The organism is Corallococcus sp. CA047B, assembly GCF_003612065.1.
Lineage (GTDB): Bacteria > Myxococcota > Myxococcia > Myxococcales > Myxococcaceae > Corallococcus > Corallococcus praedator.
Genome location: NZ_RAWD01000038.1, coordinates 1 through 15,728, shown reverse-complemented (window position 1 = coordinate 15,728; position 15,728 = coordinate 1). Strand labels below are relative to the sequence as shown.

The window sequence follows — 15,728 nt, the reverse complement described above, 5'->3', positions numbered from 1 at the left end:
CGCGCAGCAGGCGCTGAGCGCCAGCGGCCATCGGCCCTGGTCCGTGGAAAAGTCACGTGCGCACCACCCCGGGTGAGGAGAAAAGGGGCCCGATACGTTGAAGGGGGACGCTCCGGAATCTCCAGGGCGGGCTTCTTTCGAGGTCCCCATGCCCCTGTCCTCCTCCGTCTCACTCCCTCTCATGAAAGGGACGCGAATGAGATGCCTCCTGTTCCTGCTTCCCTTGCTTGCAAGCTGTGCTTCGCCCTCCAGGGGCGCCACCGCGCCGGAGACCGTGGCGGTCTCCGACGCGGACCGGCTCGTCCACGACCTTTGCGACAAGAGGATCGCGCTGCTTGGCGAGGAGAGCCACCACGGAAGTGGCAGTGCCCACGCCTTCAAGGCGGAATTGACCCGCAGGCTCGTGGAGGAATGCCAATACGATGCCTTCTTCATTGAGACAGGCACCTACGACTTCCTCCACATCCAGTCGGGGGTGGAGGAGGGCCAACCCGTCAGCGACGGCGTCCTCGCGGCCGCGATTGGCGGCTTCTGGGCCAACAAGGAGATGGCGCCCCTGATTCCGTTCCTGACCGAGCGGATCAATGCGGGAACCCTCGTCGCCGGTGGGATTGATGAACAGCTCAACCGAGGCACTTACGCAACCCGCCAGATGACGCGGGATCTCATGTCCTTCCTGGAGGGCCCGAGGCAGGCCGAGTGCACGGAGAAGGCCGAGCGGCACGTGTTATGGAAATACGATGACGCCTCGCAGCTCACGGTGGAGAACGTGAAGTTCATCCTGGGCTGTTGGACGGAGCTGGAGTCGGTGCTCTCCAGGCCCGGAGCAGCTGCGACAGCGCGGGCCCAGCGCCAACTGCAGATGGTCCGCAACCTGGAGCGGAATTTCATCCGCCAGGTCTCCCAGATGTCCCGTACTCAGGAGCAGGGCAGAGGGGGTTGGGACTTGACGGATTTCAACACGCGTGACCATTCCATGTTCATGAACCTGGAGTGGCTCCTGGCCCAGTCCCCCAAGCCCAGGAAAGCCATTGTCTGGCTTGCCACCATTCATGCCGCCAAGGACCTCAAGGGCCTGGGGACGAACTATCGAGATATGGTGTCGTTTGGATCCCACGTTCATGAGAAATTCGGTTCGCAGTCATTCGCGCTTGGTTTTTCCGCGCTCTCCGGGCGCTATGCCCTTGGCCCCTCGGATCGCACCCATACCCTCGCGCCCGCACGGGCCGACTCCCTGGAGGCCTGGGCGTTTTCAAATCACACCGCGGACACCCGGTATCTGGATGGAAGCCAGCTACGTGACCTCGGGGCCAGGGTGGCCCGTCCCCTGGATTACTCGTGGATGACGACCCCCTGGGCAACGGTCCTGGATGGACTGCTGATCTTCCGGGAAGAAGCCCTCCCGCACCGGGTACCCTGGTGAGGTTCACGGCAGGGGACGCATCCCAGGTGCGGATACTCCTCCCTGAACTTCCCGCGGATTTTCTGCATCAATTCGCGCCTCGTCGGCTCCCTCAACTGAGCTGTAGCCCCTGCTCGTAGAGTCCCGCGCCCCTCTCCACCCGAAGGCCGTCCGTCCGCGTGGGCGCGGAGCCGCAGCGGGAGAGGGCTTTCAAGTCCCACGCTCCGGAGAAGCACATGCGAAGAGCGAGTCGAAGCGGGTTGGCGGTGCTGGCCCTGGGCCTGGTGTTGGCATTGGCCGGGTGCGGTAGCGCGCAGCAGGACGTGGCGGAGGGCAGCGCGCAGGCGGTGGTGACGATGTCCCAGGCGCTGAGTGCCAGCGATGTGGCCCGGATGGAGCTCACCGTGTCGGGCGCCGGCATGACGACGCGCACGGACGCGCTGGTGAAGACAGGCGGCCAGTGGGGTGGGGTGCTGGGCCAACTGCCCGCGGGCACCGGGCGCACCTTCAGCGCCCAGGCCTTCGACGCCTCCAACACCGTGCGCTACTCCGGCCAGGTGGCCAACGTCACCGTCCAGGCCGGGCAGACGACAGCTGTCACCCTCCTGCTGCAGGAGGTGAATGCGCCGCCGCCCTTTGACAACGCGGCCCCTCGCATCCTCTCGGTGGTGGGCAGCCCTGGCACCGTGGCCCCGGGCGGCCAGGTGGCCCTCCAGGCCACCGCGGACGACCCCAACGTCGGCGACACCCTCACGTACACCTGGACGGCGGCCTCGGGCAGCTTCAGCGCGGCCTCCAGCCTCACCAGCACCTGGACGGCCCCGGCGACGCCGGGCCCAGTGGTGCTGACGCTGACGGTGACGGACTCCAAGGGCGCCAGCACCTCCCTCAGTGTCACGGTGACGGTGAGCACCGGCGCCGGTAGCGCGGCGGTGAATATCGCCGTCAACACCTGGCCCCAGGTGGCCACGGTGACGGCACTGCCCTCGTCCATCGCTGTGGGGCAGACCTCAGCGGTGACGGCCGCCGCCAGCGACAACGATGGGGACAGCCTCGGCTATCAGTGGACGGCCTCGTGTGCGGGCACGTGGACGAATGCCACCTCGGCCAGCGCCAGCTTCACGCCCTCGGCGCAGCCGTCCGGTGGCATGTGCACGCTCACCGTGGTGGCCTCGGACGGCCGGGGCGGCCAGGGGCAGGGCAGTCTGGGCATCTACGTGGGCCCGGGGAATTCAGGGCGCTTCCCGCCCGAGGTGGTGGAGACCTCCCAGTCGAGCGCAAGCGTGCCGGCGTCCGGCGGCACCATCACCTTCCGGGTGAAGGCACAGGATGTCCAAGGCAGTGCCCTTGGTTTCACCTGGGCCACCTCCACCGGCACGCTGGGCACGGCCACCAACACCGCCTCCTCCAGCGAAGTCCTCTGGACGGCGCCCTCCTGCGTCCCCTCGGGCACGACGGCCTCGGTGACGGCGACCGTCACCAACGCCCTCGGCCTCTCCACCAGCTTCGCCTTCGCCCTCCAGGGGGGTACCGCCTGCGCCGCGAGCAGCGGGGCTCGTCTCGCCACGGGCGATATTCACAGCCTCGGCTTGAAGCAGGACGGCACCGTCTGGGCCTGGGGGACCAGCTCCTTCGGCCAGCTCGGCGACGGGACAACCGACACCCGCCGTCTCACGCCGGTGCAGGTACAGGGCCTGGCGGGCGTCACGGCCCTCGCCGCTGGCGGCCTCCACTCGCTCGGCTTGAAGCAGGACGGCACCGTCTGGGCCTGGGGGTACAACGTCAATGGCCAGCTCGGCGACGGGACCACCGCCAACCGCCTCACGCCCGTGCAGGTGCAGGGTTTGACGGGCGTCGTGGCCCTCGACGCTGGCTACGTCCACACGCTCGCCTTGAAGCAGGACGGCACCGTCTGGGCCTGGGGGAGTAACTCCAACGGCCAGCTCGGCGACGGGACCACCACCGACCGCCTCCTGCCGGTGCAGGTGTCAGGCTTGACGGGCGTCACGGCCCTCGCCGCGAGTGGCGCCCACACGCTCGCCTTGAAGCAGGACGGCACCGTCTGGGCCTGGGGGAGCAACTATTACGGCCAGCTCGGCAACGGGACCACCACCGACCGCCTCCTGCCGGTGCAGGTGTCAGGCTTGACAGGCGTCACGGCCCTCGCCTCTGGCGGCTACCACATCCTCGCCTTGAAGCAGGACGGCACCGTCTGGGCCTGGGGCTACAACAGCCGAGGCCAGCTCGGCGACGGGACCACCACCCAGCACCGCCTCACGCCGATGCAGGTGCCGGGCCTGACGGGCGTCGCGGCCCTCGCCGCTGGCCACTACCACACGGTTGCATTGAAGCAGGACGGCACCGTCTGGGCCTGGGGAGACAATGGCTTCGGCCAGCTTGGGGATGGGACGGCCACCGACCGCTTCACGCCGATGCAGGTGTCGGGCCTGACGGGCGTCACAGCCCTCACCGCTGGCATCACCCACACGCTCGCCTTGAAACAGGGCGGCACCGTCTGGGTAACGGGAAGGAATCGTGAAGGGCAGCTCGGCGATGGGACGACCAAGGAGGGCCTTGCGCCAAGGTATGTGTCAGGCCTGAGTCTCTGACGACGTGTGCGGACGGGGCCCAGGGGCAGGGAAGAGCAGGCCTGGGCCGACCCCGAGGCACTCACGGCCCGTCTGGGCAATGCTTCCGGCTGTCGGTGTCCGGGCGCGCGGACACCGCGGATTTCCTCTCGCCGAGTCAGGCCCGACGAGAGCTGATGCAGTCGAGGCAGGCGGCCTGATTCAGACCAATCTGGTGTCTCATCAATCCGGTGCGGTACACCATCACGCTCCCGAAGAGTCGAGGCTGACGAGCGCTCGCGTCTCCGCGCTCGTCAGCTCAGTACTCGGACGGGGCACAGCGAGCATCTATCCCATTCCGCCTGTCAGTTAGAAGTCGAGGCACACAGCGGCTGTGTCATCCCAGTAGCACCCGTTCTTGGTGCAGAGCCACCAGGACACGAAGCCTGAGCATCTCACGGCCGCGGTCGTGGACTGCTCCACCTCCCTCTGCTCTTCGGTGCAGGTCTGCGTGGAAGCGGAGGATGCGAAGGACGCGTGGACTGGCTGCTCGCAAGAGCCCGCATGGCCCAAACTGGATGCAACCGGGCCGATGCCGCTGCTTGGGCCGCAGTGCGTCGTGTCGATACAGATGTCGGAGCACTGGGACGGCAGCGCGATAGCCGCCGCAGGAGCCAGGGCGAAGGTAGCGATTACGATCAGCAGGCGCTTTCTCAGCACGTTCATGGGAACTCCTTCTGCGAGGGGACCAAACCCCACCTTGGGGTGCCACGAGTCTAATGCCTTCGGAGGTAGCCCCTGCACTCAATGGCGCTTCAGATGGTCCTGCGCGAAACGCCGGAAGGGCGACGCGCCTCCAGGTGATGGGGACGCTCGAGCCCATCCCGTCGGCGCCCTCCGCGCGCTGACTCTTCGCGCTGCTCGCACGCTGGACGGGAGAACCGCAGGGCGCACTTTCGCGGGCGGATCATCCGGTGAGTTGACCGTTAACCGGACAATCCACCCGCAGGCGTCTCAGAAGAGGCCCAGGGGTAGGAGGAGGGCAGGGGAGCTTGGGCCGGCGTCGGGGGCCGCCACGGTGGGAAGAGGCAGTGCCTTCGGCAGTCGTGGGCCGGGCGCCCGGCCCGCGCGGTGCTCAATCGCGAGGGGAGTGCAAACTCACCCCATCGGGTAGCCCTGAAGGGAAAGGACGCGGAGAGTCCCCAGGGACTTCCCCGGCGCGGCGGTGACTCAGGAGCGCGGCGCAGGCCACTACGTCTAGAGTCTTGCGCCCTCTCCTGGTGAGGAGCGCTTCCTGCTGCGTGGGCATGAATGGCGGTGGGAGAGGGCCTTCCCAAGTCCCACGCGCGTTCACGTTTAACCCTGAGGTTCAAATGCAGAAGATTCGACTGGTGATGCTGTGCGTGGCCATGGCGATCGCAGCCGTTCCCCGAACAAGCAGCGCCCAGGCTCCGCTCCTTGTCACAAGTGTATCGGTCGATCTCGACCAGATGCAGATCACCATCTTCGGCCAGGACTTCGGCAGCGAGGCACCGGCAGTCGGCCTGGCTGGCCGGGGACTCATCATCATCAGCCACAGCTCATCAACTATTGTGGCGTACCTCCCCGCGCCGGTTGCGATCCTGCCGGGCACCTACATTCTGACGGTGACAGCACAATCCCCGGATGCATACGGATCTGACCGATTCGGTGTCAACATTGGTACGGGCGGGCCACCGGGGCCAAAGGGCGACGTAGGGCCCCATGGGCCTCCTGGGCAGGCTGGAGTACCAGGTGCGGATGGCCTTCCTGGTGCAACTGGGGCAATTGGACCGATGGGGCCGAAGGGTGAGCCGGGCGTCGCGGGTGCCGCGGGGCCTCCGGGCGCGGCCGGTGCCCAGGGACCCGCTGGCATGGCGGGCGTAGCCGGGCCTGCGGGACCGCAGGGCCTTCAGGGCCCCAAGGGAGACACCGGTGCCCAGGGCCCGGCAGGACCCAAGGGGGATACCGGTGCCCAGGGTCTCAAGGGGGATACCGGTGCCCAGGGTCCGCAGGGGCCTGCGGGCGCGGTGACGGAGTCCACGGGCCGGGGAAACTCCGTCAAGTTCTTCTCCGGCTCCGCCACCAACTCGTACAACAACATCTGGCCAATCTATACCGTGCCCGTGGGCAAGACCTTCATCGTCACCGACATCGTCCTCATCTCCAGCGGTGTCCCGACCACCGTGCGGTTCGGAACGGTCAACAACTCGCAGATGTATGAAACCCGAGCCGTCCTCCCCGCCTGCACGCTGTTGAACGGGACGTATGCGACCGTGCCGTGCTCGACCTCGTTCCAGGGGGGAATCCGGTTCGCATCGGGAGAGAAGATCGGCGCTTATGGCGACAGCGCGAGCGCGAGCATGACCATCAGCGGTTACGAGTTCTGATGAATGCCCCTCATGGGGCAATCCACGCGGCGACCACGCCACGCTCTGCATGGTGGCCCATGGTTTCCTCGCCCTCCACCGGGCGCTTTTCCCCCCGGAGCAGGACGCGGTGGACGCTGCCCCAAATGAGGCGGCAGTTCCAACTCCTGCTCCTTCGCCGCATCGGCCACTGCCCCCTGTGCCTGCGCCCGGTCAATGCTCAGGCGCCTCCTCGTGGGCTCACACGGATGTGACCGAGTAGTACTAGCAGGCTGTTGAAGAAGCCCGGTTTGTAGGCATGAGACCGGGCTTGCGTGGGCTCAAAACCCGGGCGAGCCATTTCAACGTGGCCCTGGAGGCGGCGGCCAATGGGCTGGAGATTCGCAACGGGATGACGTCCCACCGGCTGCGGCACACGTACGCGACGTCGCTGATGAGCGGCGGGATGAGCCTCATGGGGGTGATGAAGCTGCTGGGCCACCGGGACTACCGGGTGACCCTGCGCTACACCGAAATCACGATGGAGACCGTCGGCGAGGAGTACCACGCCGCAATTACCAAGCTGGAGACGCGCTACCGGCTCGCCTTGCGTAGCACGGAGCCGGCGAAGCTCAACCCGGACCAGGCGCTGGGGGCCATCATCCGGTGGGTCCAGAAGCGAGCAGGGGAAGAGCCCGAAGCCCGCCGCCGCGCGGAGCAACTGGTGAAGCGGCTGAAGCGGATCCGCGAGGACGTCGGCGACCTGTAGCCCGGAGGCGGAGCCCGGGCGGATTGGCCGGTTAACTGGCAACGAGCACCCAACGAGGGCCCGAAGGGAAAAGCGGGTGGATTGGCCGGTTAACTTCGGCTGCGCCGTCGGAAGCCACTGCAGAACCGTGAGGCCCACTTTCGCGGGCGGATTATCCGGTGAGTTGACATGATGCCAATTGTAGGACCCTGCTGATTCCAGCAGGTTGCGACACGTCACTTCCTGTGAGCCCGGCGGCCCTCGTCCTCCACGACCGCCATCGCCACCTTCTCCGCCGACTCCCGCAGTTCCTCTTCGGGCGGTGAGTGCCAGGACTCAAAGGCAAACAGCTTGTTCATCAGCTTGCCCGCCTGATAGCCCGGGCGCAGGGCCAGGGCGTCGAACATCCACCCCAGCGCCCGGTCCGCGAAGACATACCAGGACTCCTCACAGCCCGTGGCGTCCATGGTGATTTGAAGCACCTCCACCATGCCATCCGCCAGGGCCAGCACCCGGATGTCGTCGTCCCCGGGCTCCGAGGGCAACCCCTCCCGAAGGGACTGATACACCGCATCCAGCTTGAACAGCCAGTCGCGCCGCTGCTCCAGGGCGTTGAGCATGAGCTGGATGTTGTCCTGGACGCGCATGTTCGGCGTGGGGCGCTGGTTGAAGAAGCTGTGACACCAGCAGTAGCCCCCCATGCTCTCGTTGCCCAGGTACGCTCCCGTCTCCGTGTACCAGGCCGGCAGGTTCTCGTTGAGCAGGTGTTGGATGTGCTTCGCCATGTCCTTGCGCTGCTCGTCCGTGAGCTTGCGCGTCCCCGGTGGAACCCGGGGCTCCAGGTACGCGCGCAGCACCTTGGCCAGCCGCTCCGACTCATAGCCGTCCATGCTGTCGCGGATGAGCTGCCAGGAGAATTGGGCCGTCTTGCTCATGGCTTCACCTCGTTGCGACACGGAGCCTCCGGCCCCGCGATGCTCCGGGCGACCAGCCTCGCGAAGCGCATGTAGCGGGCGGCGTCTCCCGGAGGCTTGGGAAACAGCACGACGGGCGCCAGCGGTGGGGTGGGCAGCCCGCCCCGCCGCAGCATGTATTCCAGCCACAGCCGCGCCGCCCTCGCGTTCCCGTCCGGGAACGGGTGGAAGAAACACAGGTCCAGGTACAACCGGGTGGCGTGCGCCACTGGATGGCGTTCTTCCCGCGCCTCCGCCTCCACCTTCGCGACGAAGGTCGCCTCCAGGCCCGGTACCTGCGCATACCGGTGCGCACCCCCGTGCGCGAAGGCGTCCCCGGTGCGAAAGGTTGTACGCACCCCCAACAGCGTTTCCTGGACCTCCAGCATCCGGGAAAACGTCAGCGCCTCCGCCGCGTCCGCCAGTTGGCGCACCCTCGCCAGGGCCTGTTCGAAGCGCGCCGTCCGCTCCGGCCCCTGGGACTCGTGGGCGGGCGCGTCATGCCGGTGGAGGAAGTCCTCCTGGGCCCCCGTCTCCCGGAAGGGCTGCCTTCCCGCCGCGTCCAGGTCCGCCCGGAGCGCCGGCAGGGCCCAGTCCAGGGCTTGCATGGCATCGCGGTGCGGGCCGAGCTTCTCGGTGGCGGAGGGGGCTTTCACTCGGGGTTCCGGGAGGAAGATGGGAGGGGAAAAGCCCAGCATGGCACGGCCGGGGTGACAAACACCCTGGCCGGGGGGCACTCCGGTGGGTCATGGAGTGGAGCCCCGGCGCACAACCGCGTAAACAAGCGCGTCTCGCAGGGAGAAGGTACTGAATGAAGACGTTCCTCGTGGTCAACCCGCGCAGCGCCAACGGGCAGACGGGGAAGCGATGGGTGGAGATCTCCGCGCAGGTGGGCCGGGTGCTCGGCGAGTTCGGGCACGGCTTCACCAGCGGCGGCATGGATGCGGCGCGGCTGGCGCGGCAGGCCATCGACGACGGCTATGAGTGCATCGTCGCGGTCGGTGGCGACGGCACCCTCAACGAGGTCACCAACGGCTTCTTCCGCGACGGGAAGGTCATCAACCCGCGGGCGGCGCTGGGCCTGGTGCCCCGGGGCACCGGTGGCGACTTCCGCCGCACGTTCGGGTGGGACCTGGAGCTGACGTCCGCGCTGGAGCGGCTGCGCACGGAGAAGACGGAGCCCTTCGACGTGGGCCGGCTGGACTTCATCGACAACGACGGCCAGCCCGCCACGCGCTTCTTCGCCAACATCGCCTCGTTCGGCGTGAGCGCGGTGGTGGCGCGCGAGGTGAACGCCGGCAGCAAGGCGCTGGGCGGCCACATGAGCTTCATGTGGGGCACCGTGAAGGGCCTGGTGAAGTACACCGAGCGACAGGTGCGCCTGACACTGGATGACAAGCCGCCGGAGACGGTGAGCGTCACCACCGTGGCCGTGGCCAACGGCCGCTATTTCGGCAGCGGCATGTTCGTCGCCCCCGACGCGCTCACGCACGACGGCCTCTTCGACATCACGCTCTGGTCCAACTACAAGCTGAGCGACTTCGTCCTCAAGTCCAAGGGCGTCTACAACGGCGACCACGTCACCTGGAAGGGCACGCGGCGCTTCCAGTGCCGCACCCTCCACGCCGAGTCGGAGACGGGCGACGTGTTCCTCGACGTGGATGGCGAGACGCCGGGCCGCCTGCCCTGCACCATGACCATCCTGCCCGGGGCCATCCGCCTCAAGGTGTAGCGCCGGGGCGCGGGTGCGCGCGCGACGCGTCCTCCACCGACGCGGTCGTGCCGGGCAGGGGCGCGGGGCGATACCAGCTCGTCTGTCCGATGAGGTTCCGCGAGAAGCCGTCCTCCGCCAGGGGGGCGGCCTCCGCGGCGCCCAGCACCAAGTAGCCATCCGCGTGCAGCATCCGCCGCACGCGGGCCAGCACCGCGCGCCGGGTGGGCGCGTCCCAGTAGATCATCACGTTGCGCAGGAAGATGAGGTCCACCGGGGCCTCCGGGTGGAAGTCCTCCATCAGGTTGAGCGGACGGAACTCCACCGGCTTGCGCACCCGTTCGTTCAGCCGCCACCCGTCGCGCTCCTGGCGGAAGTAGCGCTGGCGCAGCTGGGGCGTCAGGCCCCGGTGGATCTCCTGCGCGTCGTAGCGGGCCTCGCTGGCGCGCACCAGGGCGCGGGTGGAGAAGTCGGTGGCCAGGATGCGCACCGTCCAGCCGGTGATCAGCAGCCCCGTCTCCGCCAGCGTCATCGCCACGCTGTAGGGCTCCTGTCCGTAGGCGCACGCCGCGCACCAGATGCGCAACGTGCGCGTCCGGCCTCGCCGCGCCATCAGGGCGGGGAGCACCGTGGTGCGCAGGGCCTCGAAGACGGACGCGTCCCGGAAGAAGGCCGTCTCGTGGTTGGCCAGGGCTTCGGCCAGGCGCTGATGGAGCGGGGTGTTCTCCGGCTTGGCGCGCAGCCGGGCCACCAGGGCGGTGATGTCCGCCACGCGCTCCTCGCGCACGAGCGAGGCGAGCCGCGTCTCCACCAGCGCATGCGTGTCGTGCTCCAGCACCAGCCCGGACAGCCGCAGCACGCGCTGCCGCAGCCAGGCGAAGTCGTCGTGAAGCAGGGGCATGTTCAAAGCCTCCGTCCGCGCGCTTCCACGCGCCGCACCAGCTCCGCGGCCACTTCGTCCAGCGCGACCACCCCGTCCGCCAGCCCTGCCTGCTCCACCGCGCCGGGCATCCCTCCGATGACACAGGTGGCCTGGTCCTGGACCACCACCTGTCCGCCCGCCTCATCCACGAGACGGCAGCCGCGCAGCCCGTCCTGTCCCATGCCCGTGAGCACCACCGCGAGCACACCCGGGCCATACACCTCCACCGCCGAGCGGAAGAGCACGTCCACCGCCGGACGGCAGGCATTCTCCGGCGGCCCCTGGTGCGTGAGGATCCGCACGCCGGTGGCATCCGAGGAGAGGGCCAGGTGGAAGTCCCCCGGCGCGACCCACACCGACCCGGGCCTCACCAGGTCGCCGGACACGGCCTCGCGCACGCGCAGCTTGCTGACGCCCTCCAGCCGCTCCGCGAGCAGCCGGGTGAACAGGGGCGGCATGTGCTGCACGATGAGCACCGGCACCGACAGGTCCGCGGGCAGCGCGGACACCACGCGCACCAGCGCGCCGGGGCCTCCGGTGGACGCGCCGATGACGATGATCTCCACCCGCGCCGGGCCCTGCGGCCGGGGCGGATGCGGCCTGGGCATGAGCGCCGGCCCCGACGGGACGCAGGTGTTGCGCACGTTGATGGCCTTGAGCTTGCGCACCAGCTCGTCGCGCACCGCCTCCACGGTGACGTTCATCCCGCCGGAGGACGTGGGCTTCGTCACGTAGTCGCGAGCCCCCAGCGCCAGTGCCTCCAGTGTGAGCACGCCGGCGCGTTCGGTGAGCGCGCTGAACATCACCACCGCCAGCTCCGGGGAGCGCTGCCGCAGGAGCTTCAGCGTCTCCAGTCCGTCCAGCTCTGGCATCTCCAGGTCCAGCAGCACCACGTCCGGTTGGAACTGCTCCACCTTCGCCAGCGCGATGCGTCCGTTGGCCGCGGTGGCGACGACCTCCAGGGCGGGGTCGCTTCCCAGCAGCAACGACACCTGTCGCCGCACCACCGCCGCGTCGTCCACCACCAGGACCCGGATGGCGCTCATGAGCGGTCGTTTCACCGGGCCGCGTGCGCGACCGGGCAGCGGCCCGTCGGGACGCTGGGGGCCGTGTCGCCGCCGTACACCTCATGCCGGGGCCGGCTCGCGAGGATCGCGCTGGCGCCCCAGTCCGTCACCCGGTGGAAGGCCTCGGACGCGATGAAGGCGTCGAAGCCCTCGCGGCTGTGCCATTCGGAGACGATGAGGTAGCGACCGGGGGCTCCCACGCTCCGGAACAGCTCCGTATGCGCATGCGTGGGCAGCGTGCGCATCGCCTCCAGGACGAGGGCGAACTTCCGCTCGAAGGCCTCCGCCTTGCCCTCGCGCACTTCGTAGTTCATGCCAATGGTCACCATCCGCCGCCTCCTTCGCTCCGGTTCATTCCAGCCACACCCGGACGTGACGCTCGCCCTCGTCCAGGTGGAACAATTCCGACGGCCGCAGTCCCGCCGCCACCGCCGCCGCCGCGATGGCCACCGGGTCCAGGCCCCGCGCCTCCAGCCTTGGCCGCAGGCCCTCCGGCAACAGGTCCTCCAGGTGCGCCGTCACGTCCGCGCGGAAGGTCAGCGCCACGCGCGTGCGGGCCCCTTCCATCACGCGAACGCGCAGGTATCGCGCGGTGCCTTCCACGTGCGCCTCGGGCGGGAGCGGCGGCGGTGGCAACCGTGGCGCGCGCGCTTCGTCCAGCAGCGGTCCCCACGCGATGGGGGCCTCCAGCACGTCCAGGTGGCGCATCAGCCCGTGGAACGCCCGCAGCACGAAGAGCAGTGACGCGGGCCCCGCGGCCCGGAAGTTCCAGCGGTGCGGCCCCAGCGCTTCGGTGAGCCGCGCGCCCAGGTGCCAGCGCGCGACGTGGAACGGGCCGTCCTGGAGGAAGGGCTCCAGCAACACGCGGCTGACGGCGGGCAGCACGTCCGCCATGGGCTCCAGCAACTCCGGCGTGAAGCCCAGCGTCACCCACGAGGCCAGGACCCGCCGCGGATCCGCTTCGGCCCCAGGGAGCCGCAGCAGCGCGATGAGCCGTCCCAGCCCCAGGGGCATTTCGGGAGGCAGCGGCTTCACGCAGCCGAAGTCGAGCACCCCCAGCGTGGGCGTGCCATCCGGCCCCCGGGAGACTCGGTAGTTGCCCGGATGCGGATCCGCGTGCAGCGCGCCCCAGGTGAAGAGGCCCTGGAGGAACAGGCGCACCAGCGTGGTGGACAGCGCGCGCCGGTCCGCCTCGCTCCAGCGCCGGGCCTCCGCGATGGGCTCCCCGTCCACCCAGGTCATCACCAGCAGGTCCTCGCGGGTGAGCGCGTCCACGGGCACGGGGACCACCACCCCCGGCACGTCCGCCATGCGCGCGCCCGCCTCCTGAAGCGCGCGGGCCTCGTGGTGGTAGTCCAGCTCCTGCTGGAGCATCCGCGCCAGCTCGCGCCGGTAGGCGGACAGGTCCAGCTTCCCGCGCCAGCCACCCAGCGGCGCCGCCAGCCAGCCCAGCGCGCGCAGGTCGTCGCGCACCGCGTCCGCGATGCCCGGGTGCCGCAGCTTCACCGCCACCGCGCGCCCGTCGTGCAACACCCCCCGGTGCACCTGACCCAGCGATGCCGCGATGCCCGCGCCGTCGAGCGACCGGAACACCTGTCGCCACGGTTGGCCCAGCCGGCGGGAGACTTCCGCCAGCGCGGCCTCTGGCGCGAGCGGGGAGGGGGCCTCCGCGAGCGATCCGAAGCCGGGCGTCTCCGACCCCAGCTCCGAGAGCGTGAGCACCTGCCCCACCTTCTGCGGCAGCCCGCGCAGCCCGAGCAGCCGCTCCGCCAGCTCCCGCCGCGCGGCTTCCGTGCCCTGGGGCCAATCGCCGCGACGCAGCCGCGTGGAGGCCCGCGCGACGCGTCCCAGCTCCCACCATCGTTTCAGTCCGGTCCTCACGCGCCTGGTTCCCCGGGTCCGAGTGGTGCGCTACTTCGAACGCTGGGTCTTGTCGGTGGTGTCCACCTGCACGACCAGCCGTTGCAGCGACTGCGCCATGTGGGCCAGCTCCACCGCCGAACGCTGCGTGCTGCCCGCGCCCTCGGTGGTGCTGCGCGCGGCCTCCGCGACGGCGGCCATGTTCTCGGAGATCTGCTGGCTGCCCTTGGCCGCTTCGCCCACGTTGCGCAGGATTTCGCCCGCCGTGGCCGTCTGCTCCTCCACCGACGACGCGATGGACGTCTGCAATTCATTGATGCGGCCGATGGTGGCGCCAATCTCCAGGATGGCGTTGACCACCTCCTCGGTGTCGTCCTGGATGGCGCCAATCTTCTGCCCGATGTCCTCGGTGGCCCGGGCCGTCTCGCGCGCCAGTTCCTTCACCTCGTTGGCCACCACCGCGAAGCCCCGGCCCGCCTCGCCCGCGCGGGCCGCCTCGATGGTCGCGTTGAGCGCCAGCAGGTTGGTCTGCTGCGCGATGGAGGTGATGACCTTGATGACCTTGCCAATCTCCAGGCTGCTGGTGCCCAGCTTGCTGACGATGATGGACGTCTTGTCCGCCAGCAGGACGGCGGACGACGCCACCTTGGCGGCGGTGCTCGCGTTGCGCGCCACCTCGCGGATGTTCGCGTTGACCTCCTCCATGCCGGACGCGACGCTCTGCACGTTGCGGCTCACCTGTTCGGCGCCCGCGGACACCTGGGTGGCCTGCGCCGCGGTCTCCTGCGCGTTGCTCACCATCTGCTGGCTGACGCTGGACAGTTCCTGCGAGGACGCCGCGAGCGTCTGCGAATGCTGCGTCACCTCCTGGAAGACGCCGCGCAGGGTGGTATCCAATTCCTTCTCACGCTGCTGCACGGCCAGCTTCTCCGTGATGAGCTCCCACGTCACCATGGGGCCCAGGTAGCGGCCCTGGCCGTCGTACACCGCCGTCACCAGCAGGTCCGCGATCTCCGGCCCGATGGGGATGTTCGCGCGCACCGGCAGGTTCTTGTCGTTGGAGAGGATCTTCCGCTGGTACGTCGCGTCCTTGTGGAAGATGTCGATGGTCGCCCCGAGCACCCGGTCCGCGGTGACGGGCAGGTGCTTCTCCACCCGCTGCAACAGCCGGCGGGAGGCGGGGTTCAGGTAGACGATCTTCAGGTCCTTGTCGGCCACCATCACGCAGGTGGGCGCGTTCTCCAGCATGGCCCTGAGGCGCGCCATCTCCGTGTCCGCGCGCAGCTTCTCCGTGATGTCGTCCCACGTCACCACGTAGCCGGTCAGCTCCCCGCCCTTGCCGACGATGCCGTCCACGCGGGCCTTGAGCGTGGCGTCCCCCACGGAGAAGACAGCCTCGTGCGGCAGGGCGGAAGGCGTGTGCAACCGCGACTCCTCGCGCCGGAGCTGTTGCTCGAAGCGGGACAGGAACGCATCCCCTTCCGCCCCCGACGCGCCATCGTGGAGCGACGCCGTCGAGTCGATTCGCTCGATGGCCTCCGTGGACGACGCGTTGACGAAGACGACCTCCAGGTGCTCATCCAGGACGAGCACGTTGACCCGGGCCGCGTCGAGCAGGGCTTCGCCCACCGCGCCTGACAGGGGTGACGCCGCGCGACGCCGGGGGGCGGGCTTTTCCACGGCGGCCCGGCGGCCCTTCACGGGAGCGCGCTTGCCGGCGGGTTTGCGCGCGGGGGCCTCCTCCGGCGTCCCCATCGCCGCCAGCACCTCCCGGGCAACGGGGCCGGACACGTCCTGTTCATCCAGCACGGAGGCCAGGTGTTCGGCGACGCGCTCGAAGTGGTGCGGGCGCAGGTTCAGCTCCGCGTGCACCTCGCGCATCGACGGGCCGCGATAGAGGGCGGGCCCTCCCAGGTGCTGCGTGAGGTACGCGACCATCTGCCGTTGCAGGGCGATGACGTCCGCGCGGCGGAAGAGGGGCTTGAGCAGGGCGTCCGTCATCACCCGGGCGTAGAGCTTCTGCACGGCGGCCGTGAGGGCGGCCTTGCCCCCCAGGCGTTGGAAGAGGGTGTTCTTCACGGCGGGCGCGGCGGGGCGGGCCATCAGCGGGCCTCCTGGGACCTGTCTCTTAA

The 15,728-nt window shown here is 69.2% G+C and carries 12 protein-coding genes; 5 read left to right on the top strand and 7 right to left on the bottom strand.

The window, feature by feature from the left end; all coding sequences use genetic code 11:
- Positions 1 to 274: 274 nt before the first annotated feature.
- From D7X74_RS09335 to D7X74_RS09315, 4 genes are all read left to right on the top strand, one after another.
- Complete coding sequence (locus D7X74_RS09335; protein ID WP_233602035.1) at positions 275 to 1,423, top strand: erythromycin esterase family protein; 1,149 nt, start codon at positions 275 to 277, stop codon at positions 1,421 to 1,423.
- A 215-nt stretch (positions 1,424 to 1,638) separates the two neighbouring features.
- A complete protein-coding gene (locus D7X74_RS09330) occupies positions 1,639 to 4,011 on the top strand; it encodes an Ig-like domain-containing protein (protein WP_120532593.1) in 2,373 nt (790 codons plus the stop codon).
- Between the two features lie 1,331 nt (positions 4,012 to 5,342).
- A complete protein-coding gene (locus D7X74_RS42955; protein ID WP_158622201.1) occupies positions 5,343 to 6,377 on the top strand; it encodes a collagen-like protein in 1,035 nt (344 codons plus the stop codon).
- 289 nt (positions 6,378 to 6,666) lie between these two features.
- Complete coding sequence (locus tag D7X74_RS09315) at positions 6,667 to 7,104, top strand: tyrosine-type recombinase/integrase (RefSeq protein ID WP_158622200.1); 438 nt, start codon at positions 6,667 to 6,669, stop codon at positions 7,102 to 7,104.
- Positions 7,105 to 7,319: 215 nt separating this feature from the next.
- Here D7X74_RS09315 and D7X74_RS09310 read toward each other — a convergent pair whose 3' ends face one another.
- The gene (locus D7X74_RS09310; RefSeq protein ID WP_120532575.1) at positions 7,320 to 8,018 is read right to left on the bottom strand and encodes a hypothetical protein; all 699 of its coding nucleotides are present in this window, start codon (positions 8,016 to 8,018) and stop codon (positions 7,320 to 7,322) included.
- On the bottom strand, positions 8,015 to 8,692 hold the full coding sequence (locus D7X74_RS09305; RefSeq protein ID WP_147446517.1) for a Fic family protein: 678 nt from the start codon (positions 8,690 to 8,692) through the stop codon (positions 8,015 to 8,017). The genes D7X74_RS09310 and D7X74_RS09305 overlap by 4 nt, the downstream gene beginning before the upstream one ends.
- A 155-nt stretch (positions 8,693 to 8,847) precedes the next feature.
- On the opposite strand from D7X74_RS09305, the gene D7X74_RS09300 reads away from it, so the two are divergent.
- On the top strand, positions 8,848 to 9,768 hold the full coding sequence (locus D7X74_RS09300; RefSeq protein ID WP_120532573.1) for a diacylglycerol kinase family protein: 921 nt from the start codon (positions 8,848 to 8,850) through the stop codon (positions 9,766 to 9,768).
- On the opposite strand, the gene D7X74_RS09295 is transcribed toward D7X74_RS09300, so the two are convergent.
- From D7X74_RS09295 to D7X74_RS09275, 5 genes are read right to left on the bottom strand one after another with little or no spacing between them, the layout of a single operon-like run.
- On the bottom strand, positions 9,758 to 10,648 hold the full coding sequence (locus tag D7X74_RS09295) for a protein-glutamate O-methyltransferase CheR (protein WP_120532572.1): 891 nt from the start codon (positions 10,646 to 10,648) through the stop codon (positions 9,758 to 9,760). The genes D7X74_RS09300 and D7X74_RS09295 overlap by 11 nt on opposite strands.
- A 2-nt stretch (positions 10,649 to 10,650) precedes the next feature.
- Positions 10,651 to 11,715 carry a chemotaxis response regulator protein-glutamate methylesterase gene (locus tag D7X74_RS09290; protein WP_120532571.1) on the bottom strand — a complete coding sequence of 355 codons (1,065 nt, stop codon included), beginning with the start codon at positions 11,713 to 11,715 and terminating at the stop codon, positions 10,651 to 10,653.
- 11 nt (positions 11,716 to 11,726) lie between these two features.
- Complete coding sequence (locus D7X74_RS09285) at positions 11,727 to 12,065, bottom strand: antibiotic biosynthesis monooxygenase (RefSeq protein ID WP_120532570.1); 339 nt, start codon at positions 12,063 to 12,065, stop codon at positions 11,727 to 11,729.
- 22 nt (positions 12,066 to 12,087) lie between these two features.
- Positions 12,088 to 13,617, bottom strand: a complete 1,530-nt coding sequence (locus D7X74_RS09280) for an AarF/ABC1/UbiB kinase family protein (RefSeq protein WP_120532569.1) — start codon at positions 13,615 to 13,617, stop codon at positions 12,088 to 12,090.
- A 30-nt stretch (positions 13,618 to 13,647) separates the two neighbouring features.
- Entirely contained in the window at positions 13,648 to 15,699 is a 2,052-nt protein-coding gene (locus D7X74_RS09275) for a methyl-accepting chemotaxis protein (protein WP_120532568.1), read from the bottom strand.
- Positions 15,700 to 15,728 lie beyond the last annotated feature (29 nt).

Bases quoted from the DNA above. Each gene is read 5' to 3' on its own strand.
- D7X74_RS09330 (WP_120532593.1), top strand. From the start codon at position 1,639: ATGCGAAGAGCGAGTCGAAGCGGGTTGGCGGTGCTGGCCCTGGGCCTG.
- D7X74_RS42955 (WP_158622201.1), top strand. From the start codon at position 5,343: ATGCAGAAGATTCGACTGGTGATGCTGTGCGTGGCCATGGCGATCGCA.
- D7X74_RS09310 (WP_120532575.1), bottom strand. From the start codon at position 8,018: ATGAGCAAGACGGCCCAATTCTCCTGGCAGCTCATCCGCGACAGCATG.
- D7X74_RS09300 (WP_120532573.1), top strand. From the start codon at position 8,848: ATGAAGACGTTCCTCGTGGTCAACCCGCGCAGCGCCAACGGGCAGACG.
- D7X74_RS09295 (WP_120532572.1), bottom strand. From the start codon at position 10,648: ATGCCCCTGCTTCACGACGACTTCGCCTGGCTGCGGCAGCGCGTGCTG.
- D7X74_RS09290 (WP_120532571.1), bottom strand. From the start codon at position 11,715: ATGAGCGCCATCCGGGTCCTGGTGGTGGACGACGCGGCGGTGGTGCGG.
- D7X74_RS09285 (WP_120532570.1), bottom strand. From the start codon at position 12,065: ATGGTGACCATTGGCATGAACTACGAAGTGCGCGAGGGCAAGGCGGAG.
- D7X74_RS09275 (WP_120532568.1), bottom strand. From the start codon at position 15,699: ATGGCCCGCCCCGCCGCGCCCGCCGTGAAGAACACCCTCTTCCAACGC.